The 25,633-nt window shown below is 64.7% G+C and carries 29 protein-coding genes; 9 read left to right on the forward strand and 20 right to left on the reverse strand.

Annotated elements, in window-relative coordinates; all coding sequences use genetic code 11:
* Positions 1 to 6: 6 nt before the first annotated feature.
* Together menA and OKA04_RS20715 are read right to left on the reverse strand one after the other, a co-directional pair.
* The gene (gene menA / locus OKA04_RS20710) at positions 7 to 882 is read right to left on the reverse strand and encodes a 1,4-dihydroxy-2-naphthoate octaprenyltransferase (RefSeq protein WP_264503126.1); all 876 of its coding nucleotides are present in this window, start codon (positions 880 to 882) and stop codon (positions 7 to 9) included.
* 100 nt (positions 883 to 982) lie between these two features.
* A complete protein-coding gene (locus tag OKA04_RS20715; protein WP_264503127.1) occupies positions 983 to 2,278 on the reverse strand; it encodes an autotransporter outer membrane beta-barrel domain-containing protein in 1,296 nt (431 codons plus the stop codon).
* Between the two features lie 495 nt (positions 2,279 to 2,773).
* On the opposite strand from OKA04_RS20715, the gene OKA04_RS20720 reads away from it, so the two are divergent.
* On the forward strand, positions 2,774 to 3,442 hold the full coding sequence (locus OKA04_RS20720) for an EF-hand domain-containing protein (protein WP_264503128.1): 669 nt from the start codon (positions 2,774 to 2,776) through the stop codon (positions 3,440 to 3,442).
* A 39-nt stretch (positions 3,443 to 3,481) separates the two neighbouring features.
* Here OKA04_RS20720 and menB read toward each other — a convergent pair whose 3' ends face one another.
* Together menB and OKA04_RS20730 are read right to left on the reverse strand one after the other, a co-directional pair.
* Complete coding sequence (gene menB / locus OKA04_RS20725; RefSeq protein ID WP_264503129.1) at positions 3,482 to 4,297, reverse strand: 1,4-dihydroxy-2-naphthoyl-CoA synthase; 816 nt, start codon at positions 4,295 to 4,297, stop codon at positions 3,482 to 3,484.
* 18 nt (positions 4,298 to 4,315) lie between these two features.
* Positions 4,316 to 5,086 (reverse strand): alpha/beta fold hydrolase, encoded by a 771-nt coding sequence (locus tag OKA04_RS20730; protein WP_264503130.1) that lies wholly within the window; start codon positions 5,084 to 5,086, stop codon positions 4,316 to 4,318.
* A gap of 85 nt (positions 5,087 to 5,171) precedes the next feature.
* Here OKA04_RS20730 and OKA04_RS20735 point away from each other — a divergent pair, with 85 nt between their 5' ends.
* Together OKA04_RS20735 and OKA04_RS20740 are read left to right on the forward strand one after the other, a co-directional pair.
* Positions 5,172 to 5,552, forward strand: coding sequence for a hypothetical protein (locus tag OKA04_RS20735; protein ID WP_264503131.1), 381 nt, complete (start codon positions 5,172 to 5,174; stop codon positions 5,550 to 5,552).
* Between the two features lie 23 nt (positions 5,553 to 5,575).
* Positions 5,576 to 6,091, forward strand: coding sequence for a hypothetical protein (locus OKA04_RS20740; protein ID WP_264503132.1), 516 nt, complete (start codon positions 5,576 to 5,578; stop codon positions 6,089 to 6,091).
* Positions 6,092 to 6,106: 15 nt separating this feature from the next.
* Here OKA04_RS20740 and OKA04_RS20745 read toward each other — a convergent pair whose 3' ends face one another.
* The 7 genes from OKA04_RS20745 to OKA04_RS20775 all read right to left on the reverse strand — a co-directional run bounded on the left by OKA04_RS20745 (position 6,107) and on the right by OKA04_RS20775 (position 11,013).
* A complete protein-coding gene (locus tag OKA04_RS20745; RefSeq protein ID WP_264503133.1) occupies positions 6,107 to 6,493 on the reverse strand; it encodes a YybH family protein in 387 nt (128 codons plus the stop codon).
* 5 nt (positions 6,494 to 6,498) lie between these two features.
* Positions 6,499 to 7,140, reverse strand: a complete 642-nt coding sequence (locus tag OKA04_RS20750) for a DNA alkylation repair protein (protein WP_264503134.1) — start codon at positions 7,138 to 7,140, stop codon at positions 6,499 to 6,501.
* 97 nt (positions 7,141 to 7,237) lie between these two features.
* Positions 7,238 to 7,777 (reverse strand): hypothetical protein, encoded by a 540-nt coding sequence (locus OKA04_RS20755; protein ID WP_264503135.1) that lies wholly within the window; start codon positions 7,775 to 7,777, stop codon positions 7,238 to 7,240.
* Between the two features lie 74 nt (positions 7,778 to 7,851).
* Positions 7,852 to 8,277: a DUF1330 domain-containing protein gene (locus tag OKA04_RS20760; RefSeq protein WP_343226917.1), complete on the reverse strand. Its 426-nt coding sequence runs from the start codon at positions 8,275 to 8,277 to the stop codon at positions 7,852 to 7,854.
* Between the two features lie 104 nt (positions 8,278 to 8,381).
* Positions 8,382 to 8,876, reverse strand: coding sequence for a hypothetical protein (locus OKA04_RS20765; RefSeq protein WP_264503137.1), 495 nt, complete (start codon positions 8,874 to 8,876; stop codon positions 8,382 to 8,384).
* A 532-nt stretch (positions 8,877 to 9,408) separates the two neighbouring features.
* Positions 9,409 to 9,909, reverse strand: a complete 501-nt coding sequence (gene rplQ, locus OKA04_RS20770) for a 50S ribosomal protein L17 (protein ID WP_343226918.1) — start codon at positions 9,907 to 9,909, stop codon at positions 9,409 to 9,411.
* A gap of 21 nt (positions 9,910 to 9,930) precedes the next feature.
* Complete coding sequence (locus OKA04_RS20775; RefSeq protein ID WP_319800628.1) at positions 9,931 to 11,013, reverse strand: DNA-directed RNA polymerase subunit alpha; 1,083 nt, start codon at positions 11,011 to 11,013, stop codon at positions 9,931 to 9,933.
* A 281-nt stretch (positions 11,014 to 11,294) separates the two neighbouring features.
* On the opposite strand from OKA04_RS20775, the gene OKA04_RS20780 reads away from it, so the two are divergent.
* The 3 genes from OKA04_RS20780 to OKA04_RS20790 are packed head-to-tail and all read left to right on the forward strand — an operon-like array spanning position 11,295 to position 13,421.
* Positions 11,295 to 11,555, forward strand: a complete 261-nt coding sequence (locus tag OKA04_RS20780) for a hypothetical protein (protein ID WP_264503139.1) — start codon at positions 11,295 to 11,297, stop codon at positions 11,553 to 11,555.
* A 49-nt stretch (positions 11,556 to 11,604) separates the two neighbouring features.
* Positions 11,605 to 13,020: a cryptochrome/photolyase family protein gene (locus OKA04_RS20785; RefSeq protein ID WP_264503140.1), complete on the forward strand. Its 1,416-nt coding sequence runs from the start codon at positions 11,605 to 11,607 to the stop codon at positions 13,018 to 13,020.
* Positions 13,017 to 13,421 (forward strand): hypothetical protein, encoded by a 405-nt coding sequence (locus OKA04_RS20790; protein WP_264503141.1) that lies wholly within the window; start codon positions 13,017 to 13,019, stop codon positions 13,419 to 13,421. The genes OKA04_RS20785 and OKA04_RS20790 overlap by 4 nt, the downstream gene beginning before the upstream one ends.
* Positions 13,422 to 13,427: 6 nt before the next feature.
* On the opposite strand, the gene OKA04_RS20795 is transcribed toward OKA04_RS20790, so the two are convergent.
* From OKA04_RS20795 to OKA04_RS20830, 8 genes are all read right to left on the reverse strand, one after another.
* A complete protein-coding gene (locus OKA04_RS20795; RefSeq protein WP_264503142.1) occupies positions 13,428 to 14,426 on the reverse strand; it encodes a PDZ domain-containing protein in 999 nt (332 codons plus the stop codon).
* Positions 14,427 to 14,433: 7 nt separating this feature from the next.
* Positions 14,434 to 15,426: a S1C family serine protease gene (locus OKA04_RS20800; protein WP_264503143.1), complete on the reverse strand. Its 993-nt coding sequence runs from the start codon at positions 15,424 to 15,426 to the stop codon at positions 14,434 to 14,436.
* Between the two features lie 23 nt (positions 15,427 to 15,449).
* Entirely contained in the window at positions 15,450 to 16,091 is a 642-nt protein-coding gene (locus OKA04_RS20805) for a methyltransferase domain-containing protein (protein WP_264503144.1), read from the reverse strand.
* A 16-nt stretch (positions 16,092 to 16,107) separates the two neighbouring features.
* On the reverse strand, positions 16,108 to 17,127 hold the full coding sequence (locus tag OKA04_RS20810) for a hypothetical protein (RefSeq protein ID WP_264503145.1): 1,020 nt from the start codon (positions 17,125 to 17,127) through the stop codon (positions 16,108 to 16,110).
* Entirely contained in the window at positions 17,124 to 17,699 is a 576-nt protein-coding gene (locus OKA04_RS20815; protein ID WP_264503146.1) for a TPM domain-containing protein, read from the reverse strand. Before OKA04_RS20815 ends, OKA04_RS20810 begins: the two co-directional genes overlap by 4 nt.
* A 533-nt stretch (positions 17,700 to 18,232) precedes the next feature.
* A complete protein-coding gene (locus tag OKA04_RS20820; RefSeq protein WP_264503147.1) occupies positions 18,233 to 18,625 on the reverse strand; it encodes an RNA-binding S4 domain-containing protein in 393 nt (130 codons plus the stop codon).
* Between the two features lie 166 nt (positions 18,626 to 18,791).
* Positions 18,792 to 19,265 carry a type II secretion system protein GspG gene (locus OKA04_RS20825; RefSeq protein ID WP_264503148.1) on the reverse strand — a complete coding sequence of 158 codons (474 nt, stop codon included), beginning with the start codon at positions 19,263 to 19,265 and terminating at the stop codon, positions 18,792 to 18,794.
* Between the two features lie 170 nt (positions 19,266 to 19,435).
* Positions 19,436 to 19,891 carry a type II secretion system protein GspG gene (locus OKA04_RS20830; RefSeq protein ID WP_319800627.1) on the reverse strand — a complete coding sequence of 152 codons (456 nt, stop codon included), beginning with the start codon at positions 19,889 to 19,891 and terminating at the stop codon, positions 19,436 to 19,438.
* A 152-nt stretch (positions 19,892 to 20,043) separates the two neighbouring features.
* On the opposite strand from OKA04_RS20830, the gene OKA04_RS20835 reads away from it, so the two are divergent.
* The 3 genes from OKA04_RS20835 (at position 20,044) to OKA04_RS20845 (ending at position 25,132) form a co-directional block, all read left to right on the forward strand.
* Positions 20,044 to 22,518 carry a peptidase U32 family protein gene (locus OKA04_RS20835; protein WP_264503149.1) on the forward strand — a complete coding sequence of 825 codons (2,475 nt, stop codon included), beginning with the start codon at positions 20,044 to 20,046 and terminating at the stop codon, positions 22,516 to 22,518.
* A 141-nt stretch (positions 22,519 to 22,659) separates the two neighbouring features.
* The gene (locus tag OKA04_RS20840; protein WP_264503150.1) at positions 22,660 to 23,898 is read left to right on the forward strand and encodes a hypothetical protein; all 1,239 of its coding nucleotides are present in this window, start codon (positions 22,660 to 22,662) and stop codon (positions 23,896 to 23,898) included.
* A gap of 109 nt (positions 23,899 to 24,007) precedes the next feature.
* On the forward strand, positions 24,008 to 25,132 hold the full coding sequence (locus tag OKA04_RS20845; protein WP_264503151.1) for a hypothetical protein: 1,125 nt from the start codon (positions 24,008 to 24,010) through the stop codon (positions 25,130 to 25,132).
* Between the two features lie 241 nt (positions 25,133 to 25,373).
* Here the strand turns inward: OKA04_RS20845 and OKA04_RS20850 are convergent, their stop codons facing one another.
* Positions 25,374 to 25,571, reverse strand: coding sequence for a hypothetical protein (locus OKA04_RS20850; RefSeq protein WP_264503152.1), 198 nt, complete (start codon positions 25,569 to 25,571; stop codon positions 25,374 to 25,376).
* Between the last annotated feature and the right edge of the window lie 62 nt (positions 25,572 to 25,633).

Consider the following 25,633-nt stretch of genomic DNA (forward strand, 5'->3'; position numbering starts at 1 on the left):
GTGAGTTCAGAGTTTCACCGCGAGGATATGGAAGAGGATCGCGAAGGCGACGAGCTGCGCGGCGGCCATCGCGAGCAGGCGATTCATCCCGCGGCCCTCCGGCATCGTCAGCGCGCCCCAGATCAGGCGCATGCCGAGGCTCAGCATCGGGAAGGAAGCAAGCACCAGCCACGGCAGGTCGAAGACGAACCACGCGAGACCGGCAAAGGCCGCCAGCTTCACCTCCATCCACACGATCAGCCGCGCGGGCTTCGGCCCCAGCCTCACGGCCAGCGTGCGCTTGCCCGTGGTGCTGTCTTCCTCGCGGTCGCGCAGGTTATTGATGGAGATCAGCACTGCGGAGAGCAGGCCGACCTGCACGCCGAGCAGCAGCGCCTCCGGCCGCCACTCCAGCGTCTGCACGAAGACCGTGCCACACACCGCGACCAGGCCGAAGAAAAGGACCACGAAAAGCTCGCCCATCCCGCGATACGCCAGCGGAAATGGCCCGCCCGTGTAGCCATACGCCAGGTAGAGCGAGGGAATGCCGATCGCCAGCATGGGCCACCCGGCCGCCTGCCACAGCACCACGCCGCAGGCGATCGCCAGCGCGAGGAAGACCGCCGCGCCGGTCATGACCGTGGTGCGCGAGAGCAGGCCCGTGGCCGTCACGCGCTGCGGGCCGGTGCGCCGCTCGGTGTCCGCGCCCTTCGCCGCGTCGATCGCGTCGTTGAAGAGATTCGTCGCGATCTGGATGAAGACCGCACCGCCCACAGTGGCGAGCGCCAGCGGCAGACTGAATTTCCCCGTGAGCTTCCACGCCAGCACGCAACCCACCCACACGGGCACGATGGCGGCGGGCAGGGTTTTCGGGCGGGTGGCGAGCAGCAGCGGCGCGATCACGCCCGGGAACAAGCCCGGCCCCGCCCGGCCACGCAAACAAAAAGCCCGCCCCGGCAAGTCACCGGGGCGGGCAGGATCGTTTCAAGCCGTGCCGGCAGGATCAGAACTCGTAGCCGGCCTTCAGCCCCACGTAGTGCGACTGGCTCTCGCTGCCGAGGCGCGCCTCGTAGTCGAGCACCACATTCCACCCGCAGGAGAGGTAGTAGCCGATGCCGGTGCCAAGGACGGCGATGTCCTCGTCCACCTCGCCCAGCGTCACGCCGCCGACGGTGCCGAGGTCGCCCTCGAATTCATGCTCCCACGCCACGCGCGCCTGCGGCACCAGCGTGCCGGAGCCCATCGAGACCGGGTAGGACACCTGGTAGCCGAGCTGCGTCGCGACGGACTCGAGGTCGGTATCGAAGCCGCCCGAGAAAGCATGCGCGTCGATCTCGCCGTCGATCCAGCGGACCACGCCGTAAGGACCGTGCACCAGTCCGCCATTCCGGAAATTCAGCCCGGTGGTGAACTCGAGCTGATGGGTATTTCCATCCGTGCTGCCAAAGACGCCGCCCGAGGACAGGTCGTAGTCATGGTCGCCATACGCATACATCAGGTCCGCGTAGAAGTCCGCGGAGCCGAAGACGGATGGCTGGTAATAGGAGACGTAGGGGATGAGCGCCCAGGAATCCACGTCCACGTCACCGACGCTGCCGAGATCGATGTCCGTCTTGGCAGCACTCACGGCGAAGCCCACGGCCCAGTTCTTGTTGATCTCGTAGTCGATGCCGACATTGCCGCCGAAGATCTCGCTCTTCGTGCCGGGGTGCAGCATCAGCAGGCCGCCATTCGGCCCGCCGACCACGCCGGGAGTGCGGGTGAACTGGGCATCCTGGTCGTCATGCGTGTAGTAGATCTGGCCATAGACCTCCCACGGGCAGGTCTTGTAGGTCACAATGTCGGTGCCCTTCGCCGAGCCGCCTTTGGCTCCGCCCTTCGCACTGTAGCTGGGTGCGGCCACGGCCTGCGGGGTCTCCGGGCGGATGCCGGTGCGCATGCGGAAGAGGCGGTTGCCCACGTCGCGAGTCATGCTGCGGGTCAGGCCGATGGTCGAGGAGGCCACGGAGGAAGTCACCGGGCCATCCAGGCCACCGCCGACGATGATGCCGACGTCGGTGATGCCGCCGTCCAGCGTCCACTCGGTGAGCTGCCCCGGGCCGGAGTCCGCCGTGACGGTGTGGTCGCCGCGGCCGATGCCGCTGATGGTCACGATGAGCCAGTCATCGACACCATTCTGGGTGGTGGTGATGGTGCCGGAGCCCGGCGTGTAGCTCGCGTATTCGGAATTCACCAGACCACCGTCGAAGCCCGAGATCACCGGGGTATTCTGCAGGGCGGAGGTGAAGGGATAGGACACGCCGTCAAAGATCAGGGCTCCGAGGGAGACATCCTGATCGCTGGCACCGTGCCAATGAAGGGCGTGGAACCGCAGGGTTCCGGGACCCACCTGTTCCCATCCAAGGGCGACAATATGAGCATTGGCGACGCCGCATAGCGCGAGCGCTGCCGACACTGACTGAACAAGCGATGGTTTCGTGGTTTTCATCTATCGGTTTGTTAGACGTTCAATTTCTGAAACCCGGCCAGCCACAACGATGCTCAGTCTTTTCCATGGAGGGGGAAAAGAAGACCCGGGGAGGAATCGAGGAGGGTGGAAGGGAGTCTCTTTTCTATCAGCCACCCAAACATCCGTCAATGAGTCCGCACACCATTACCACTCTGGGAATATCCCCTATGCCTAACTGTTAGCCCGCATAAACAAGCCGCCGAAATATTGCAAACGGCACGCTTCCAATGAAATGCACCGATGCAGCATTGCCTTCAACGCCACTATGATATTCACCTAGCCTGCATGACCAAGGCCCTCCCGCTTCTGATCTTATCCGCGCTCCCGCTCTTCGCCCACGAAGGACACGAACACGGACCCATCGATGACACGACGAAGTTCATAACCGCAGACATCGATGTCTCCGGCGGACTGTCATTGCCGGAATTCACCACCACCTTCGCCACGAATACCCCGGCAGGACAGATCAAGGCCGCGCATAAGAAATCCGATAGCGACCGCAGCGGCCAGGTATCCCTGGAGGAATGGCTCGCCTATCGCGCCACTACCGTGGAGGGGAAGGCATGGGCGGCATTCATCGAAGGCGATGCCGATGAGGTGGAGGGGCTCAGCCTCGCGGAATTCGCCGCGCTGCACATCCAGAAGAAGCCCTTCATCCACACGCGCGCCGCATTCCTGCTGGCGGACACCGACGAGGACTCGCTGGTCTCGCTCGCCGAGTGGCTCGCCTTCAGTACCCGCAAGAACAAGACGGTGAAAGTGGTCGCCTCCGCGAAATTCTCCCTCGCGGATCAGGACGGCAGCGACAGCCTCACGGTGGAGGAATACGCCACCGTCTTCTCCCCGCAGACGAAGCCCGCGGCGGTCATCAAGAAATTCACCAAGCTCGACCGCGACGACAACGGCGTGCTGACCCGCAGCGAATGGAATCCCGGGGCGAAAGGGAGCCTGTGACGCTCGCCCGCCGCACCGGGATGTGAAAGCCGCCGCGGCTCAAGGGACGCGCGGGAACTTCGAGAAGTCCGGCTTGCGCTTCTCGACGAAGGCCTGCTTCCCCTCCTTTGCCTCCTCGCTCATGTAGTAGAGCAGCGTGGCATTTCCCGCCAGGTCGAGCAGGCCCATCTGGCCGTCGCAGTCGGCATTCAGCGCGGACTTCAGGCAGCGCAGCGCGAGCGGCGAGTGCTGCAGCATCTCGCGGCACCACTTCAGCGTCTCAGTCTCCAGCTCGGCCAGCGGCACCACGGTATTCACCAGGCCCATGTCGAGCGCCTGCTGCGCGTCGTACTGGCGGCAGAGGTACCAGATCTCGCGCGCCTTCTTCTGACCCACAATGCGGGCGAGGTAGCTGGAGCCGAGGCCGCCGTCAAAGGAGCCCACCTTTGGCCCCGTCTGGCCGAAGCGCGCATTGTCCGCCGCGATGGTGAGGTCGCACACCACGTGCAGCACGTGGCCGCCGCCGATGGCATAGCCCGCGACCATCGCCACCACCGGCTTTGGCAAGCCGCGGATCTTCTTCTGGAGATCCAGCACGTTCAGGCGCGGCACGCCATCGCTGCCGACGTAGCCTGCGTGGCCGCGCACCTTCTGGTCACCGCCGGAGCAAAAGGCATCCGGCCCCTCGCCCGTCAGGATGATCACTCCCACCTGCGGATCCTGATGCGCCATCTCAAAGGCCTGCAGCAGCTCATTCACCGTCTGCGGCCGGAAGGCATTGCGCACCTCCGGGCGGTTGATCGTGATCTTGGCGATCTGACCTTCGTCGGTGGTTTCGAAACGGATGTCTTGGAATTCGCAAACGGGGCTCCACATGGCGGCGCCAGTCTTGGCTCAGGAGAGGGCCCGCTCAAGAAATTCCCCCAGCTTCGCCCGGAAGGCCTCCGGCGCGTCCCACGGCACCCGGTGCCCGGACCCCGGCGCGATCCACAGCTCGCCCTGCCTCAGGGCAGGCACCGCACGCTCCGCCAGCGCCGTGAATTTCCCGTCCCGCTCGCCCGTGCACCACAGCACCGGGCACGCGATCTCCCCGAGCCGCCCCCACAGCGACTCCTGCGCGCCCAGCGACCAATCCATGAAACTCCGCGCCACCTCCCGCCGGAAGTGCACGGATAGCCGCGCGCGATGGCCACCTCCCGTGCCCGCCAGCACCGGCTGCGCATTCCACGCGTCGAGAAAATCGTCCCACTCCCCGGACAATGCCCGGCCCGCCCACTCCGCATCGCCCTCGCGGCGCGCCGCACGCTCCGCCCCGGATTCCAGCCCGGGATTTGGCGCGATCAGCACCGCCGCATCCCACGGCCCGCCATCCAGCAGCGCATGCAAGCCCAGCCGCGCCCCCATCGAATAGCCCACCAGCACGTTCCGGGAGATGGTGGATGGTAGATGGTGGATGGCAGATGAAAGGCCATCTGCGATCTGCGATCTCCCATCTGCTACCGCTTCTGCATTCAGCGCCCGGCCAAATTCCGGCATGCTCATCGGGCAGCACGCCAGGAAGCGCCACAGGTCCACGCGCTTCACCGCCCATCCCGGCACGGCGAGCCCCTGCCAGTCCGCCGCCTGGCCGACCGCCCCGTGCAGGCACCACAATGTCCCCTTCACGCCGGTGATCTAATGCAGACCCCGCCCCCCTGCGGAAGACTTTCAATCCGCTCGCCCCCGCGGAATGTCCCGCTAGGCTCGCCCCATGAACGGACGACTGCTGCTTCCCTGCCTGCTGGCCACCGCCCTGCCATCGTGCGGGCTCATCAAGCTCCCCTTCCGCGTCGCCGGGGCCGTCGTCGAGGGCACCGCCGATGTCGGCAAGGCCGGCTACAACGCCTCGAAGAAAGCCTTCGGCAAGAGCGAGGAGGAGAAGGCCAAGGAAAAGAAGGAGAAGGCCGAGAAGGCGAAAAAGGAGGCCGACGAGGAGAAGGCCAGGCGCGCCGCCGAGATCAATCGCCACGCCGAAGGCACCCGCCAGCTCCAGCAGGGCCAGACCCCGCCCACCTCCGCCGGCGACACCCTGCCACCCATCCCGCCCGACGCCCCGCCGCTGCCGGGAGACGAGCCGGTACCTTATCAGTGAACTGAGCCCTCCCGAATCAAGCCATGCGCAGACATCTCACTCCCCGCATCGCCGGAGGCATCGCCCTCCTCGGCATCGGCTTCGCGCTGGGTTACTACGGAGATTCCGGCGATCCCCGCGGAACCGAAGGCGATCACCAGCCCCAACAGGTCGGCCACGAGATGTCGGCGCCATCCGACTCGCCGCACGGGGAAGAATCCTCCCTCGCCCGCCGGGTGCGCGGGATGCTGGAGGCGATCATCATCCCGCAGGTCTATTTCGAAAACACCACCGTCGAGGAGGCCGTCGATTTCCTCCGCCTGCGCGTCCGGGAGCTGGATCCCGAACCCGATCCCCACATGCGGGGCATCTCCATCCACCTCCGCCGGACCGCCGACTCCACGAGCGCCGGATACGATCTCCAGGCCGACAACATCTCCGCCTGGGCGCTGCTCAACCGGATCGCCCGCGACAATCGCCTGGTCATTCAAGTCACCGACCGCGGCATCGAGCTCACGCCCTCCATGGATTTCCACGCGGAGCTGCTGGAGGCCCGTTGACCCTGCGCCCGCCGCCTACACCTCGGCCAGCGTGTGCGCATCCCGCGCGAGGAGCCAGCGGCCATCGGCCTGCCGGCGGTAGATCGTGAGGCGGTATCCCGCCAGCCGCGTCTCGCCATCACCGTCCCGTGGCGAAACCCGCAGCGCATCCCTGCTCCGCGTGTAGGCGACATCGCCCGCCACCACCACTTCCTCCAGCTCGCTCGAGCAGTGGATGCGGAGCTGCCCGTGGGCGGACGTGAATTTCCCCGCGAAGCCCTCCACCCCGATCGGTTCCCCGCTCGGATTGATCAGCACCAGATCGTCCGTCACCATCCCGAGCAAGGTGCCCAGGTCCGCCGCATTCACCGCGGCGATCCACGTGTCATGGGTCTCGCGGACCTGCTTCTCGTCGGCAGTCATGGTCGTCATTCCCGCTTGGCCACCTCGATGCGGATGAATTCCGGCAGATAGGATGGCGTGCAGCCCTTCGACACCCGCTCGCCCTTGTAGAGTCCCAGCGCCTCCCCCAGCTTCACGCAGCGGGATCGGAATTTCTTCTCATGGATGCCGATCTGGCCCGCGCAGAAATTCATCGTCCACTGCACCTCCGACTCCTCGTCGGCCAATCCGCGCTCCAGCGCTTCCATCAGTTCCGCGCCATTCCCCGGAGGCTCCTGCCCCATCCAGCGCAACCGCGCCTGATGATACCAGAAGAGGCGGCGCAGGATCGGGGATGGATTCCGCTGCCACGACTCCAGCAGCGCGACGAGCTTCTTGTCCTTCATCAGTTGGTTCGCCAGCAGCCAGTCCGCAAGCTGGCAGCGCTCCGCCGCATCATGCCCGAGCATGTCCGCCGCCAAGCCATCGATCACCTCCTCCGTGAGCAGCTTCTTGTCAAAGATGAGCGTCGCCAAGAGACGCGGGTGATACTTCCCCGTGGACCAGAGCTCCATCGCCAGCCCGTGGTCCCGCTTGATCTCCGCCCCGCGTTTCTTGAGGTCCCCCATCTTCAGGTTCCCCCCGGTCAACTCGGCGACCAATTTCTCAGCTCTCGCAGTCAAGGCCATGGCGTCAGCATCTTCTCACTGCAAACCTCCGAGGCAAGCCGCGCGAAAACAATCCCGGACTACTAGCCCCTGAGACGACCGCTCGGCGTCCCCTCGATCATCCATCGTAGCTTAAAAGGAACAGCACCTCCCTCTCCGGATCATGGCAAAGCCAATGGCCACCATCGGACCTCTGCCACCGCAAGCTGTCGAAAGAACGAAGCTGCGACACCTGCCACCATGCGGGGATCTCCGAGCCTTCAGGAATCTGTGGCCACGCGGTCGCGAAGCCGAACGGGCACGACGAGAGGTCGTCCGCATCATCCACCCTCACCCCCTCCGCAGCACTCGAAAGAACCGCCTGCCGGAGACTCGCGAACTCCTCGCGCGACACCCGGACTCGGTAGAGATCGAGGCGGTCCTGAAATCCGCTGAACCACGCTCCTTCCAGACGCCCCGGCGGCAAACCGGTCCAGCGGAAGTCCTTTTCCAGCGCCCGCCTGAGCCGGGGTTCCGCTTCCGCTGGAGAATGCTCCTTTCCCGTGGCCGACTCCACCAGCAGGTGACCGGACCACATCATCACGCCGATCGCGCCTGCGACCACCGCCACGAGCGCGACGATGCATCCCTTCCGGACCGGCTGTGTACCATCCTCCATGCCACCCATTAAAAACCGCCCGCAATCCTCATGGTCTGGCAAAACGGGGATCGGGATCACCCCAACCAGCGCCGTCAGGGAGTCCGCTCGACGATGGGCAGCAGCCGCGAATCTTCCAACGCCGCGACACGATGGCCCATGCCTGCGAGGTAATCCTTGTTAGACGCGAACTCGAGGAACGCCGCCGTGCTCGACTGACGGACCAGCATGACCGCATCCCAACGCTCGTCCGCCGGGCCGATGAGGAAGTCCCCACCTTGGCCAAAAAAGATGACCTCTCCGCCGGACTTCTCCAGATGCGGCAGCGTGTGAGCCATGTAGAGCCGATACGCCTCCTCGCCGGAGATCGGCGATGCGGGTGCCAACTCCGGCGCACCCGAGTAATCCGCGACCTCGCGGAAGCGCAGCAGATTCAACATCACCACGCCGCCGGAAATCTGGCGCGAAAAGAAAGCACGGCCAGATTCCTGGGTCGGCTCAAGATAGGTCTGTGAAGGCATCACCGACCACTACAGCCCACACGCCGCGAGGACGACGAAGCAGGAACCAAGTCATGGCGGCGGATTCACTTCAGGCCCTGCGGGATCGCAAACCGTCATCCCCCTCACGAGTTGCGGCTCAGCAGGAACAGGATCTCGCGCTGCCCATCATAGCAAAACCAGTATCCCTCCTCGGGGCCATTCCACAGCAGGCTGTCGAAGGAGCTGAGCCGCGGCACCTCCCACCATTCCGGAATCCTTGTCTCCGTCGGAGCCTGAGGCGTCGCGGTTCCGAAGTCGGACGGGCATAGCGAGAGATCATCCGCATCATCCACCTTCATATCCTCGGCGGTGCTCGTCAGCACGGCACCACGCAGGGTCGCGAAGTCGGCCGGAGAAAGCCGGATGCGATAGAGCGCGGTGTGATCTTGAAATCCGCGGACCCAAGCCTTCTCGACGCTCCCGTGCGGCAGGCTTGTCCAGCCAAGCCGCGCGCCAAGCTCCCGCCTCAGATCCGGCTCAGCATCCTCCAAGGCAAACTCCGCTCCCGTCTTTATCGCGGAAATGGAGCGCTCGATGATGAATCTCCAGAAGAGAACGACGGAAGCGGCGAAGATCATCAACCCGACGAGGAGGAACAGCTTCCGCGACTGAGGCATTTTCGTTTCCATCTTCAATCAGGCATGGCCACGCCTATACACATTTCGTGATGAGGAAGTCGCCTCCTTGGAAACGCCTCACGGCACGACTCTTGTCGCCCCGGTCGTCGCTCATTCCATCACTTGTTCCCCTGCCGCCCCATCATGAATCGAAGGCCGGGCTCGGAGTTCGGGTTCGGAGACCGCGTAGCGGTCATGGACGGTAGCCGTGGGTTTCAACCCACGGATTCCAGCGCCGGCGTGCATCGTGTCACGTAGTGACACCGGAGTCGCACCCGGTGGTCTCTTTTCCGGAGATCGGTCCGCCAAGATCGGGTTCCTGTGTCGCAATGCGACACCCTTCCGGGGCGAACCCATGACCGTGGGTTGAAACCCACGGCTACCGTCCGTGACCGCTACGCGGTCCAACAACTTCTTATATGCAGGTGCGCAAAAAACCCCCGCCGGTTTCCCGGCGGGGGTTTTTGGAATCAGTTTGTCGGAACCGGGCCGATTACTCGGCGTCAGCTTCGGCTTCGGCCTTGGCCTTCTTGGTTGCCTTCTTCTTGGCAGGAGCGGCAGCCTCGGTGGCGGGGGTCTCTTCAGCCGGGGCCGTTTCGGCGGCGGCTTCGGGAGCTTCCACGGCTTCGGCCACTTCCGGCTGGTCGACCCACTCGATGACGGCCATCGGGGCGGAGTCGGTCATGCGGGCGCCGAGCTTGGTGATACGGCAGTAGCCGCCCGGACGGTCCTTCGAGAGAGGAGCCACTTCATTGAAGAGCTTCTTCACGGTGTCCTTCTGGCGGAGGAAGGCGACGGCCTGGCGGATGGCGTGCAGGTCGCCACGCTTGCCGAGACCGATCATCTTTTCGGCGACGGGGCGCAGGGCCTTGGCCTTGGCGAGCGTGGTGCGGATGCGGCCGTGCTCAATCAGGCTGCAGGCGAGGTTTGCAAGCAGCGAGCGCCGGTGGGCGGCGGTGCGCTTGAGCTTGGTGGTATTGCGGCGATGTCTCATCGGGTGCGGTCCCTTTCTTAATTAGTCGTCGAGGTTCTGGGCGATCAGGTCGGCAAGGCCCACCGGGGCATCCTCCTCCACGCCGAGGCGCGGGCCGCGGACGGCCGGCACCGGGCCGGAGAGGAGGGACGGATCGAGCGACATGCCCAGGCCGAGCCCGAGCTCGGAAAGCTTGTCCTTGATCTCGTTCAGCGACTTCTTGCCGAAGTTGCGATACTTGAGCATTTCCGCCTCCGACTTCATCGCGAGCTGGCCCACGGAAGTGATGTTGGCGTTGTTGAGGCAGTTGGCGGCACGGACCGAGAGCTCGATCTCGTTGACGCTCATGTTGAGAAGCTTCTTGAGCGCGGCGTTCTCCTCGTTGGATTCGGTCGGCGCCTCCTCGAAGTCCACGGCGTTCTCGTCGTAGTTGACGAAGACGTCCAGGTGGTGGCGGAGGATCGCGGAGGCCTGCAGGAGGGCATCCTGCGGGGACACGCGACCGTCGGTCCAGATGTCGAGCACCAGCTTGTCATAGTCGGTCATCTGGCCGACGCGGGTGGTGTCGACCGCGTACTTCACGCGGGTGACGGGGGAGAAGATGGAGTCGATGGCGATGACGCCGATCGGCTGGTCCTTGCGCTTGTTCTCGTCGCCGGTGGAGAAGCCACGGCCGACGCGGACTTCGAATTCGCAGTCGAACTTCACCTTCTTGTCGAGGGTGCAGATGATCTGGTCTTTATTAACGACGTCGTAGAGATTGTCGCCCTGGATGTCACCGGCGGTGACCACGCCTTCCTTCTCGACCTTGATGGTGAGGATGCGTGCTTCCTTGTCGTTGTGCGAGAATTTGACCTTCTTGAGGTTCAAAATGATGTCCGTGACATCTTCCACCACGCCCGGGAGGCTGGAGAACTCGTGCTGCACGCCGGCGATGCGGACGGAAGTGATGGCGGCACCTTCGAGGGAGCCGAGCAGCACGCGGCGGAGCGAGTTGCCGAGGGTGTGCCCGTAGCCGCGCTCGAAAGGCTCGGCGGTGAACTGGGCGTAGGTCTCGGTCGCGGTGTCCTCGTGCTTGACGAGGCGGTTCGGAAGCTCGAATCGAGCAAGTTTCGTGGCGGACATGTCGTGTTTGGTGGCCGGGTTTCCCTCCCGCGAGCGGGTCACGGCGCGGATGCGGCGTGGCTGGAGGACCTACGGCGGCTTGTCGGGGCTCGCGCGGGCGGGGACTAAAGGAGAACCCCCGACGATTGGCAACGAATTTTTTTAACACTCTAAAACCCCGGAAATCCTCATATCTCGGGCATTCTGAATGGTCTCTAACATATCCCAACCAAAAATGAGGTGGCCATGACACCGAATCGGTGGCAGAGTGTCACATGAATGCTCTCGAAACAGCCCCCGCAATGAAATCGAAGCGCAATCTGACTCGATTCACCTACGAGAACACGGCTTTCCAAGGTTGGAGGCTGTGCCTGAGCCGCGGAGGGGTGACCTTCACGAAGTACTTTTCGGACAAGCACTACGGTGGTGGCCGGAAGGCACTTGAAGCTGCCGAGGAGACCCTTGTCCAGCTCAAGACGCTTCTCGAAGGCTCGAAAAAGGTGAATGGCCGACTGAGCAACGTGACCGTCAAGAAGGCGGAGAAGTTGCTGGGAACGCCTTGAATCAGTCAGCGCGCTTGCACGGGCGACGGGCACGGCTTTCTTAGCCGGCATGTCCCTCCCGTACCGCATTGCCATCCACTGGCACCGCCGCGACTTGCGGATCCTCGATAATACCGCCCTCCACCACGCTGCGAACAGCGCCGGGGCCGTGATCCCCGCCTACATCCTGAGCGGGTGGAAAAAACGGCATCTCTGGACGGGGGAAAAGCGCCAGGCCTTCCTCTGCCGCTGCCTGGAGTCGCTGGCGAAAAATCTGGAGTCCATCGGTGGGCGTCTGACCGTCCGCGCCGGAACTGCCGAGGCTGAGCTGGAAAATTTGGCAAAGGAGACGGGCGCGGAGGCGATTTTTTACAATCGCGACCCGGATCCCTTTGGCAGGGAGGCGGAGAAGCGGGTGGAAGCGATGGCCGCGCGGCTGGGAATCGCCTGCCACGCGCATCAGGACGTCACCCTGCACGGTCCGACCGAGGTGCTGACCCAGGATGGGAAGCCGTATCGCGCTTACACCCCGTATTCGAAGAATTGGCTGTCGCTGGAGAAGCCGCAGCCTCTGCCAAAGCCCAAGGCGCTCCACACGCCGCCGGGGATCACCTCGCTGCCGCTGCCGGACAATTCCCACTGGGGACTGGCCGAGCCGGAGGCGGAGATCATCGAGGCGGGCGAGCGGGCGGCGCTGGCCCGGCTGAAGACGGCGGTGACGGAGCGGCTCGGTACTTATGAGGAGACGCGGGACTTCCCCGCCGTGGCCGGGACCTCGCGGCTGTCTCAGGACCTGCGCTTCGGCCTCATTTCCCCGCGCACCGCGTATATAAAGACCGTGGAGGCGATGGCCGCCACCCGCTCGGCGAAGGCCAAAGGCAGCATGGAGAAGTACATCAAGGAGCTCGCCTGGCGGGAATTCTACATGGCGATCCTCTGGCACTTCCCGAATGTGCTGGAGGAGGAATTCAATCCCGACTGGCGCGGGCTGTGGTGGGCGGAGCCGGACGAGAAATTCGAAGCGTGGAAAGAAGGCCGCACCGGCTTCCCCATCGTGGATGCCGGCATGCGCGAGCTGGTCGCCACCGGCCACATGCACAACCGGGTTCGGATGATCACGGCGATGTTTCTCACGAAGGACCTGCACGTGGACTGGCGGCTCGGGGAGCAATTCTTCCTCCAGCACCTGGTGGACGGGGAGATCGCATCAAACAACGGCGGCTGGCAATGGAGCGCGGGCACCGGGGCGGACGCCGCACCCTACTTCCGCATCCAGAATCCCTGGTCGCAGGCGAAACGCTACGACCCGGACGGCACCTACACGAAGCGCTGGCTGCCGGAGCTGGCAAAGGTCCCCGCGGAAAAACTTCTCGAGCCGCCGAAGAACAACCTGCCCCTCGCCCCCGGCTATCCCCTGCCCTGCGTGGATCACGCTGCCGAGCGGGACCGCACGCTGGCGATCTTCAAGAAGCACCGGGCGCGATGAATAATCCCCGTCTAGGTTCTACCGTGTTGAGATACCTCGCCATGGCGGGCTCGGGGCTGCTCCTGACAATCTCGGTGGCCCATGGTCCCGGACGCGGCCTGTCTCTGGTCGAGGCGGGAAATACCGGGCTCGGCCTGCTCGTCACGGCCACCTACGCGCTCATCCTCTGCGGGGCCACCATCATCACCCGTGCTCCCCGGTCCGGGATGATCTTCCTGCTGCTCGGCCTGGTTGCCCGCTGCGCGATGGAGTTGAAGCTCTCATGGGCGCGTGTGTGGTGGGACTCGGAGAAGATCCCCGAATTGACCGGCGCGATCGCACTCCTCTACCTGCTCGATTTCATCGCCCCCGCCCTGCTGGCCCTCGATTCCCGGCACCTGCTCCGGCAGAGGCCAATTTGAGCCAGGTCACTTCGCCTGCGACATCAGGCGCTCGGCGATGCTTTTCAGCTCGCTGGCGGGGATGGCAAAGGTTTCGCAGCGGGTCGCGCGGGCGATGTTCATGCCGAGGCAGCCGCCGTCGAGATTCAGCACCGGGCCGCCGATGGAGGAGGCATTCGCGATGATGTCGTGCTGGATCACCTTCGGGAAACCGCTGCGGCGCTTGGAAAAGGCACCGCTCATCATGTCATTCCGGGTGACCTCCTCGCCGAAGACGTCGGACCGGCCCTTGAGCTCCACCTTCAGCTCCTTCTTCTCCCCCGCGCGCTCGATGGTCAGGGTGACCTCGTCGCCGACGTGATACTCGCCGATGAGCTCGGCGAGGCCTTCGGTGCCGGTGATCTCGTCGCCGTCCAGCAGCAGGAGCACGTCGTCCTTCGTCACACCGGCGGTGGCCGAGCCGCTTTTTTCCGCCACTTCGGTGACGACGAGCTTCTTGTCCTTTTCCTCGAAGCTCACGCCGAGCACGGGGCCGCCCGCATGGGGGATCTCGCGCGCATTCGCGGCGATGATGCCGACCTGCACGCGGCGCAGGCTCCGCGAGGTCGCGCCATTCGCCACGACCCAAGTGCCGCGAGGGGGCTCCGCCTGATCGAGCAAGAGCCGCACGGGAGTCAGCCCCTCGGCCGGGATTTTCAGCAGCGCCACATCCCATGTGGGATCGGTGGAGATGAGTTGCGGCTCGGGATACGCCTTCTTGCCGACGATGATGGAAAGGTCGCTCGCATCGCCGATCTCGCTGGCCTTCGTGAGGATGTAGCCATCGGCGGACATCACCGTGCCGTAGGCGATTTCCTTCCGGCCGCGCTGGATCACCGCGCTGGAGTCCTGCAGCACCGCGCGCACGGAATCGAAGGCCGACTGCACGGACTGGCCGTTCGTCCGGTAGGCGGTTTCCAGCGTCTGGGCGGCGGAGGCCATCCCGGTGGCCAGGAGGAGGACGGCGGCGATGGATCTGGCGTTCACCAGGTGTTTAGCGTTCACCAAGTCGCAGGGTGAGGGTTTCGGTCTTGCCGTCGCGGAGCAGTTCCAGGGCCACCCGGTCGTCCGGGGCCTTTTCCTTTAGCAGGTCCTGGAATTGCTCCTTCGTCTTGAGTTCCACACCGTCCATTTTCAAAACGATGTCGCCGGACTTGAGGCCGGCCTTCTCGGCGGGCGATTCGCGGCCGACCTTGTCGATGCTGAGCCCGCCTTCCGCGCGCGGCAGGGTGCCGATACCGAGGAAGCCCTTCCCCTTTTCCGGCTTTTTCGCGAAGGGACCCTCGCCGACGAATTCACTCTTCTGCATCGCGTCCCAGTTCTTCAGGAACTCGCGCACGGGCACGTGCATGTTTTCCTGCGTGCGCTGGCCCACGCGCGAGTGGATGCCGATGAGCTTGCCATTCAGGTCAAAGAGCGGGCCGCCGGAGTCCCCGCCGATGAGCGAGCAGTCCGACTGCACCGTCGAGTCCTTCACCTGCACCAGCCGGCCGAGGCGGACATTCACCCCGCGCTCCTTGTCAAAGCCGCCGGAGTGCCCGAGCGAGTAAACCCAGTCGCCAAGGTGGGCGGAGTCCTCGCGGTCGATCTCCACATACGGCCAGGTGCCAGGCTCGGTGATGCGCGCCATGGCGGCGTCGGTGGTGGAAATGAGGCCCATCGACTCGGCCTTCGCTTTCCGGCCGTCTTCAAAGATCACGGTGAATTCCTTCCCCACGCCGCCGGTGACGTGCGCGGCGGTGAGGATGAGCCCGTCCGCGCTGACCACCACGCCGCTGCCGGAGCCATCGCCGAGGTCGATGCACACGGTGGCTTTCCGCGCCGCAGGCAGGGAGTCCGTCACGTGCTTCTGGATCACCTCCAGGTCGTGGCGGTTTTCCGGCACCTTCTTGTCATTGATATAGGGGCGCGCCGCGTCCGCCCGCGAGGGGGACAGCAAGAGCAAACCGGTGAGTGCGCCGAACAGCAGGCCAGAGGGAAAATCCATCATTCCGGGAAACACCTCGCATTCTATGCAATCAAACCGGACTCCGCAACTCCGGGGTTCGCGCATCGCTCTAACACCGCCAGCCACTCCCGACCCTCCCGGCCGGGATACGCCCGCTCCGGCAGCCGGCCGCCGCGCAGCTCGAACCACGGGGCGAAGAGTGCCACGATCTCCTCGCGGCTGGTGCCAAAGGGCGGCCCGGCCTCCCGCTCCCCGGGGTCCCAGGGCGTGAGGAAAAACACGCCGACGAGGTGCCCGCCGGGCGGCAGGATCTCCGCCATCGCCCGCACGTAGGCCGGGCGCATGGAGGGATCGATGGCGCAAAAGCACGTGTGCTCCCACACGGCGTCAAATTCACGACCCGCCCGCCAGTCCGCCGAGAAAAGATCCCCACAGACGTAGTCCTCCCCGCCCGCGGGCGGCTCCTGCCGGGCGCGCTCCACGGCGGCGGGCGAGAGATCCAGCCCGGTGGCCGGGATGCCATGGCGGGAGAGCAGCCGGACATCGTGCCCGCTGCCGCAGCCGGGCACCAGCACCCGGCGGGCGCGGTGCAGCTCGGTCGCGGTGGTCGCCCCGGCTTCCAGATACTCGGCCAGCGGGGGCGCGGCGTAGCCTTTTTCCCACGGCGTGTCGCCCTGTCGCCAGCGCTCGTCCCAGTCGGCCATGATGATCTTCGTCGCCTCAGAGTCCGAGGTAGTCGGGCACGTCATTCCGCTGCGAGGACGGGGACTGCGTGGTGCTTCCGAAAGAAATCACAGCACCGATGCCCGCGGCATGCGCGCCACCGAGACGGGGCGCGACCTCGAAGACCGGGAAGCGGTGGCGCGTGCGGCTGCGGGCGAAGGCGAACACTCCCGCGAGGATCAGCACCGCCCCGCCCATGACGCCGGCCATCTGGCCGTACTGGGCACTCCACTCCTTTGCCTGCACCAGCATGGCAGGCTCGGGCTTCACCGCAGGCTCCTGCGATCTCGCACGGCGCGGCAGGGGTGAAGAGGCCGACTCGGTCACCAGCCCGGCGGCCCTTTCCATCCAGTAGATGCGGATGGAAAGCTGCACGCAGAATGCCTCGAGCTGGGCAAGCGCGTCCGGCTTCTCCAGCGCCTCCTCCACGGAGCTGATGAGTGCCCGCCGCTGCTCCACCGCCGGGACGGCATCGCTGAGCTGCGGGCTGACGTAGATGTCCGACTTCTGCGGCGCACCGAGGAAGTAATAGACCACCACCGCGGGCTTCCCCTCGGAGAAGAAGCGCTCGACGATCTCCTCCTCGCGCACTTCCGAGGGGATCACCTGGTGGCCGTCGAAGAGATACACGTAGAGGTCCACCTCCGAGTCGCTGGAGTGATACTTCAGGAAGCTCTCGCGGTCCCGCTCGTCCTTCGAACTGAGCAGGCCCTGCGGATCGACGATGAAGGTGGACGGGCGCTCGCCGAAGTATTCTTCCAGATACTCCTCGGCCACCTCGGTCGAGGCCTTTTCCTTCTCGGCCAGCTCCTCCGCGGTCGGTTGCGGGACGTCCGGCGGATTCGCGGCGGCGTCCTCTTCCTCCGCATCCATGCCGAGCAGCATCAGGCCGGGCACGAATTCGCCCTTCTCCAGCGCCGCCTTGTCGGCGGCCTCCCACTCGGGGAGCGGCAGGGGCAGCTTCTGCGCGCCGGCAGCGAGGCCGGCGGAAAGGATCAGGCACGCGAGTGTCCTCACGGGACCACCTCCGTCGTTTTCACCGGCGACTGGCGATGCCCCTCGCGGATGCGGCGGGCGATCTCCCCGGTGCGCGGCGGCGGTGCCACCTTTCGCTCGAAGCGCTCCGGATCCCGGCGGGCCTGCGCGGCTCGCTTGCGGAGGATCTTCCCGAGCTGCTCGACCAGGCGCACCGTGCCATCCGCGAAGTGGCCCTCGAGGAAATAGGCATGCGCCCGGCTGAGGCAGACGAAGGTATCCTCCTCGGTCAGGAAGGCATCGAGCTGGTAGCCCCAGGTCAGCGCGGCGGACTTCGCCTCGGGATCGATCACCAGCAGGATGCCCGCTTCATTCGGGCGATCCACCGGCACGTCCTCGAAGGCGGCGCGATTCAGCAGCCAGAAGCCGAATTGACGGAGATTTCCCCCGCCCTGCGCCGAGCCGGTGTAGACGGCGAAAAACAACTGCGGGAAGCGGCGGCAAAATCCATCGAGCGCCGCCTGCACCTTGCCCCGTTCGCGATTCCGCATTAGCCCGGCCAGATCGGCCAGCCGGCGCAGCGAGACATTGTCGCTGCCATGGCGGGCGTCCATTTCCGCGATGCCAAATCCGCAGTGCGGGCACAGACCCGCCCCTCGGTGGATCACTTGCACGCAGCGGGGGCACTTCATGGAACCCGGGGAAGGTAGAAATTCGCGGGTATTTCGTCAAAACGAAATATCAAGGACACCCCGGGAAAGTGAGTCCTTTCTCAAAAGTGGCTCCGGCATCCTGCCGGCAGCATTCCTTGTCCTCGGGTTTCCTTTCCCGACCGCGTAGCGGTCAAGGACGGTAGCCGCGGGCTTCAGCCCGCGGGACAGCCGGGCGCGCAGGGTGTCGCAGAGCGACACAGGAACCCGACGGACGCGTGCCTCCACGGAGAACCGCCGCGCACTGGCGAATCCTGTGTCGCCACGCGACACCATTCACCGCCGCATGCACCCCGTGGGCTAAAGCCCACGGCTACCCTCCTTGGTCGCTACGCGACCTCAATCCCGGTCTGAAATTTTGCGGGATTTCGCGTTTTTCGCGGTTCCATCTCTTTCGTTGAAGCCTCCTGAACGGCTGCACTTCAGAGTGCTCCCTCTCACTCGAAAAACCCGCGGTTCTTCTCGATCTCGCGGCGGTTCTTCTTCGTCGGGCGTCCCTGCTCGCCCACGAGACGATGCATCCGGCTCTCGCTCCAGATCTTCCGCTGCTCGACCACCTCAGGCGGCGTGATTTCCTCGCAGGCCAGCCGCGCTTCCGGGGCGCCGACGCGCTTTTCGATGAGGCCGAGCACCCGCACCGTCCGCGTGCCGGGGCCTTCCGGATACGGGATCTCCAGCAGCTCGCCGCCCTTCAGCTCCGATGCGGGCTTCAGGATCTTCTCGCCGGACTTCACCCGGTTCGCCTCGCACGCCTTCGCCGCCTGGCTGCGCGTCTTGAAAAGCCGCACCGCCCACAGCCACTTGTCCACACGCACCGCCTCGCTGCTCATGCGGTGAGGAGAGATTTCCCGGAAGCCATGCCGCGACCCTAGCCACCGGCAGACGCGGATCAAGGGAGCAAAGTGGCTCCGGCATCCTGCCGGAAGCCTGCATCGCCCGCGTCCGCCCCATCTACCGGCTGGAAGCCGGAGCCACTTTCAAGACCCACTCACGACCTCACAAGGAAGGGCGCGACTCCGCGGGTTCCTCCTCGTCCGGTTTCCTGTAATCAGGATCGTAGCCGACTTTATGCTCGTATGCGATATCGTCGGAGGTATTGAGAATTCGATCCCTGCCCGCGCTGCGGAGTTCAAAGCGCCATTGAGGAGTATTCGAGCGCAGGAGTGAGTAGCCATATGGCGTCCCCCATGGGTCCAAGGGTATCTCATCCCAGACCTTCGACCATCGCCTCGGCTTGGGCCCGGTGGTCGGCATCGCCACCAGCGCCTCCAGCCCCTGAGCCGATGTCGGGGGCCGACCGTTATTGACGCAATACATCAGGATCGCGCTTACCATCGAGGAGTTGTCGCCATCCAATCGCGCTTCAGGCGGATGCGATGATATCCCGGATGCGAACCAAACAAAGAAGCCCGTCAAAAGCATCGCCAGCACACCCAGACCCGTGAACGCGTAAAACGTGGACTTCCTCACTCCCTCGTAAAGCCGCACGCCTCCTCCCTTGCCTGCTCGACCACCGGGAAAGTGGCTCCGGCATCTTGCCGGAAGCCTGCACCGTCCAGCCCCGCCCGGCTACCGGCTGGAAGCCGGAGCCACTTCCAACGCCCACTCTTGCTTCCGATATGCAACCAACATTCTCGATCTCAATACGAAGGTCGTGGTTCGCCAATGACTTCTTTCAACTCCGCCGTGGCTTCACCCCATTCATACATCGTCACGATGTCATCGGAAGAGCCGAAAACCATGTCCTTCCCCGCGCTTCTCAGTTCAAAGCGCCACTTGGAGGTCGAGGGCAATTGCGCGTAGCGATACGGGCTCTGCCAAGGATCCCAGGGCACGCGCTCCATTACGCGGTGCCAACGCCTCGGCTTGGGTTCCGTCCTGGGCTCATTGACCAAGGCATCCAAGCCTTGGTCAGTCGATGGAGGACGGCCCGCGGAAACGCTGTAAATTTTCAACGCGGCAGCGAGAGACGAGTGATCGTTCCCGACTCTGGACCACCTCGCTTGGTCAGCGACGGATGAGTAATTCCCCATGGAAAAAACCAAAGTGAATCCCGCTACCACCACCAGCGCGCCAATGACCAATTTTTTCACCATGTATCCGTTGCTTCGAAATGCATCCCGCAGGCGTTTTTATCCCTTCTTTTTCTCCTGCTACGATTTCCGCGAGCGACTTACTCCCCCCCCGTTAGGCCGCCCGGCCCGCGTCGTTCTTCCCAAGCGCGGGAATCCGTGCCATCGGTGCGCGCATGCACGCCGATCTCACGCCCGAACTCCTCAGCCCAGCCGGGAACTGGGACTGCGCCCGCGCCGCCGTGGCCGCCGGGGCGGACGCGATCTACTTCGGCATGCCCAAGTTCAATGCCCGCCTGCGCGCGGACAATTTCACCGAGGAGGACCTGCCGGGCCTCATGGAATTCCTCCACAAGCACGGCGTGAAGGGCTTCATCGCGATGAATACCCTGATCTTCACCGGCGAGCTGGAAGCGGCGGAACGCCAGCTCCGCCTCATCGCCGAGGCCGGTGTGGACGCCCTCATCATCCAGGACCTCGGCCTCGCCAAGATGGCCCGCGAGATCGCGCCAAAGGTGGAGCTGCACGCGTCCACCCAGATGACCATCACCGCGCCGGAAGGCCTGCGCTTCATCGAGTCGCTCTTCCCGCTGGAGCGCGCCGTGCTCGCCCGCGAGCTGTCGGTGAAGGAAATCGAGCGCTTTGGCACCTCGCCGAGCACGCCACTGGAAGTCTTCGTCCACGGCGCGCTGTGCGTCGCCTACTCCGGCCAGTGCCTGACCAGCGAATCGCTCGGCCAGCGCTCCGCGAACCGCGGCGAGTGCGCGCAGGCCTGCCGCATGCCCTACGAGCTGGAGGTGGATGGCGTGCGCCGCGAGCTGGGCGAGGTGCGGTACCTGCTCAGCCCGCAGGACCTGGCCGCCGTCGATTTCATCCCGGACCTCGTGCGCGCCGGCGTGAAGTCCTTCAAGATCGAGGGCCGCCTGAAGACCCCCGAGTACGTCGCCGCCGTCACCCGCGTCTATCGCAAGGCGCTCGACGCCGCCCTCGCCGATGCCGCGCCCGCTACATCCCCCATCTCCAGCGACGACCGCTACGAGCTGGAGATGACCTTCTCCCGCGGCCTCACCAGCGGCTGGCTGGGCGGGACAAATCATCCCTACCTCACCCACGGCCGCTTTGGCAAAAAGCGCGGCCCGCTGCTCGGCACCATCGCCGCCTGCGGTGGCACGTGGATCGAACTCACCGACCGCACGGACATCCCGCTGAAGCCGGGCGATGGCGTGGTCTTCGACGCTGGAGAGAACCGCGACCTGGAGCAGGGCGCGAAGATCTGGAAGATCGAGGGCGAGCGCATCGTCTTCCACCGCACCTTCAGCGGCATCAATTTCACCCGCCTGAAGCCCGGGCAGACGATCTACAAGACCTCCGACGAAAAGCTGGAGTCGGACATCCGCCGCTTCTGGCAGAATGCAAAGCTGCGCGAGAAGAAGGCGCCGCTGCACCTGACCGTCACCGGCCGGCCAGGCGAGCCGCTGCACGTCGCCGCGGCATCCGGCACCCTGGCCACATCGGCCGCGTCCACCCTCGCGCTGCAGGAGGCGTCGAAGCACGCGCTGAGTGCCGAGACGCTCATCGCGCAATTCAGCCGCCTCGGCGACACGCCCTACGAGCTGGCCTCGCTCGATTGCCAGCTCCAGGGCGAGTGCCACATCGCGCTCTCCGAGCTGAACCGCCTGCGCCGCGAGATCGTGGACGCACTCGCCGCGCAGGATGGCCCGGACCAGCCCGCCGCCGGGCCCACCCGCATCACCGCGCGCGACCTGCTGCCGCCGCGCGGCCTGCAGCCGTCCGGGCCCGCCGCACCGCAGCTCTCCGTCCTCTGCCGCAGCCTCCCGCAGGTGGAGGCCGCGCTCGAGTCCGACATCGCCACCATCTACTGCGACTTCGAGGACCCGCGCCGCTACAAGGAGGCCGTCGCCCTCAAATCTGAAATTTCAGATCCCAAATCCCAGATCCACCTCGCCACCCCGCGCATCCTGAAGCCCGGCGAGACTGGCTACCTGAAGCTCATCGAGCGCGCGGAGCCGGACGGCGTGCTGCTGCGGAACCTGGCCTCGCTCGACTACTACAAACATCGTAGCGACCTGCGGAAGACCGGCGACTTCTCGCTGAACGTGGCCAACCCCATCACCGCGAAGCTGCTGAAGGAAGCCGCCGCCCTCGACACGCTGACCATCTCCTACGACCTGAATATCGGCCAGGTGATGGACCTGCTCCAGGGCGCGCCGCCGGAGTGGTTCGAGCTGACGCTGCACCAGCACATGCCCATGTTTCACATGGAGCACTGCGTCTTCTGCACCTTTCTCAGCGAGGGGACGACCTACAAGGACTGCGGCCGCCCGTGCGAGAGCCACGTGGTCCACCTGCGCGACCGCGTGGGGCAAAAGCACCGCCTGATGGCCGACGTCGGCTGCCGGAACACGCTCTTCAACGGCCGCGCCCAGACCGGCGCGCGCTTCTACGACGACCTCCGCACCACGGGCCTCGCGAAGTTCCGCATCGAACTCCTCGACGAGGACGACCTCGGCGCGCTCCGCACCATCGCCGCCTACCAGGACCTCCTCACCGGCCGCACCGACGCCGTCACCCTGCTCGACAACGTGAAGGCCTTCGAAAAACTCGGCGTCACCGAGGGCACCCTCGTCTGACAAAAGTGGCTGCGGCATCTTGCCGCAAGCCTCCCGCCGCCCCCCCCCCTTGCAGTCACGTCACAAGACATGTGACAAATCCGCTCCTGTCATCTGCTGAAAAAATGTGCTAGTTTTCCAGCACACCAGCGTATGACTGCCATGCGACACACATCCGCCGCCTTCGCCGCCTTCGCCGCCATCCTCGGCGGCCTCACCCTCAGTCTCAGCCTCATCCCCCGCGCCGACGCCACGAACGTGGGCATGGGCGTCATCGAGCAACCGGTGAACCTGGGTGCCCGCTCCGATCCCGCCGCCATCCCGCTCGGCCCGGTGGCGATGGAGAGCAATTACAACTACGGCATCCACGACATCATCACCTCCCCGCGGCCCTGCCTGCACGGCGCGATGGAGTGGAAGGGAGGCACCGAGCTGGACCAGAATCTCGCCCACGTCTTCGGCATCGCGGTCGAGCCGGAGGACACGACGCAGGTGCCCTATCTCCCCGTGGTCCTGCGCGTGAAGTCCCGGCCCGTCCCGGCCTATAGCCCCTACACCCGCGAGCAGGTCATGGCCGCCACCCTGCACTGCCTGCTGCGGTCCACCAATCCCACGCCGAAGTACCCGCTGAAGATCAAGATCGTGACCGACGATCCCGCCGACAAGTCATGGGCCGAGAAATTCGCGGGCGACTATGTCAACCGGCCCGACACGGAAGGCCAGCCGGTCGAGCCCACCCCCGTCCCCGGTGGTGGCCGCATCGAGACGGACGCCATGGGCATCGCCCGCCTCGTCTTCCCCGGCGTGACGAAGACAGCGGCCACTCCCTCACGACCACCCGTGCTGGTGCCCACGCGCCTCCATGGCGGGGCCGAGTCGGATCGCGACTGGATGCTGCTGCCGGTCTGGGCGGGCGACACCTTTGAAAACCCGCTCGACCTTCTCGGCCAGCGCCACCGGCTCTACTACGATCGCTTCAATCCCGCCACCTTCGCGAGCCCGGATGGCAACGCGCTCTTCGAGGGCAGCTCATGGCTCACGTGGTCCATCCGCGAGGCCCCCGGCGAGACGACCGCCCATCTCACCTTCGGCACGATCGACCCGGAGAATCTCGCCGCCTTCCTCCATGCCGTGGTCCTCTCGGTGCGACCCGTCGCCGAAAAGCCCCTGATCATCCGGCTCATGTCGAGCGGCGATACCCCCGACTACTTCCAGCAGTGCCTGGATGCCGGCGGCTGGAAGATCGAGAAAAATCCCAACAACGAATCGCTCGCAGGCACCTTCATCCTCGACCCGAAGACCAACGAACTCGTCAAAGGCAGCATCCCTGGCGTCACCCTCGTCCGCGGCTCCGAGGGTCCCATGCGACTGACCGTGCCGGAGAAAAAGGACGGTGAGTGAGCCCGCCATCCCATCACGCGAACGCCCTATCGTCATGCGACTCCTATCCGCGGCAATCGCCGTAGCCCTCGGCAGCCACCTCCCCCTCGCCGAGGCCACCATCCTGGTGGTGGACACCATCGAGCAACCGGTGAATCTGGGGGCTTTTTCAGACCCCTCCGCCATCCCACTCGGCCCGGTGCCAGTGGAGAGCAATCATGGATACGATGTCCACAAAGTCATCAGTGCTCCGCGGCCCGTCCAGCACGGAGCCATGGAGTGGAAGCAGGGGAACCTGCTCGACCAGAATCTGGCCCATGTCTTCGGAATCATGGTAGACCCGCTGGACACGCTACACCCGCTCAGCATGCCCGTTTACCTGCGCGTGAAAGCGTGGCCTGTCCCAGCCTACAGCCCCTACACGCGGGAGCAGGTCATGGCCGCCACACTGCACTGCCTGCTGCGGTCGACTGGAAGCACGCCAAAGGCACCACTGAAGATCGAGGTCGTGACCGATGATCCCGCGGACAAGTCATGGTCTGACAAATTCGTCGGCAGCTACTTCACGCATCCCGATTGGGATGGCCCACAAGTTGAGCCGACCCCCGTCCCCGGTGGAGGACGCATCGAGACCGACCGCTTCGGAGTCGCTTGGGTAATATTCGACCACGTGAAGAAGCCAAAGACACCCCCTTCCCGTCCACCGGTCTTCATCCCGTTCCACCTCGGTGGTGAAAGTAATTCAGGATTGAGCTGGGCCATTCTCCCGGTATGGGCTGGAGACACGTTCGAGAAGCCCCTCGATATCCTCGGTCAGCCTTACAAGCTCTACTACGATCGCTCCAATCCCGCAGAAGTCGGCACTTCGGACGTCAACGCCCTATTTGAAGTCAGGACATCAATTTTTTGGTCGACTGAGGAAGGCGCCCATGGGACGTCCGTCAGCCTCGATTTTGGAGATATGGATCCGGGGAATCTGGCGGCATTTCTCCAAGCCCTCGTCTTCTCGGTTCGACCGACCACGGAAAAGCCGCTGACTGTCACTCTGACTGCACTGAATAAAAGGCCCGCCTATTTTCAGGCATGCCTGGATGCAGGCGGCTGGAAACAGACAGGATCCAAATTGACCGGGACTTTCGTGCTCGATAGCACAACCACCAAATTGGTCAAAGGCAGCATCCCCGGCGTCACCTTCCTGACCCACTTGCAGGGTCCCATGCGGCTGACCTTCCCGGAGAAGAAGGACGGCGAGTGAGCTGAGGCCCCGGGAAAATCGCGGGCGCTGATTCGAGATCCTTGGTACGGGCTCTTCGCTGGGTGCGGGCTCTTTGTGGAACCGCGAAAAACGCGAAACTCCGCGAAATCTGAAAGGCAGGAAGAGATCTTGGTTCCAGGGCATTTCACTCCGAACTGTAGCCGCCCCGCAGGCAGCGGAGGAATGACGACCGAACCGCGGACTCCCGCGAAATGTTGGGATCGCGATTTTCTTCCTGCCTTTAGATTTCGCGGAGTTTCGCGTTTTTCGCGGTTCTGTCTTTCTGCTGAAACCTCCGGAACGGCTGCAACTCAAAGTGAAGCCTTCCACCGAAGGCATCCATCACCCGGCCTCCATCCCATCCCTGCCTTTCATCCGCGTTCATCCCGTTCATCCGCGGTTGAAATTCCTCCACCCCGGCAAAGAAATCGCCCGGCACGGATCGTGGGATCCATGCCGGGCGGGATGCGCAAATAAACTTGGCTTTGCTAAGATCGATCC

The organism is Luteolibacter flavescens (genome assembly GCF_025950085.1).
GTDB classification, from domain to species: domain Bacteria; phylum Verrucomicrobiota; class Verrucomicrobiia; order Verrucomicrobiales; family Akkermansiaceae; genus Haloferula; species Haloferula flavescens.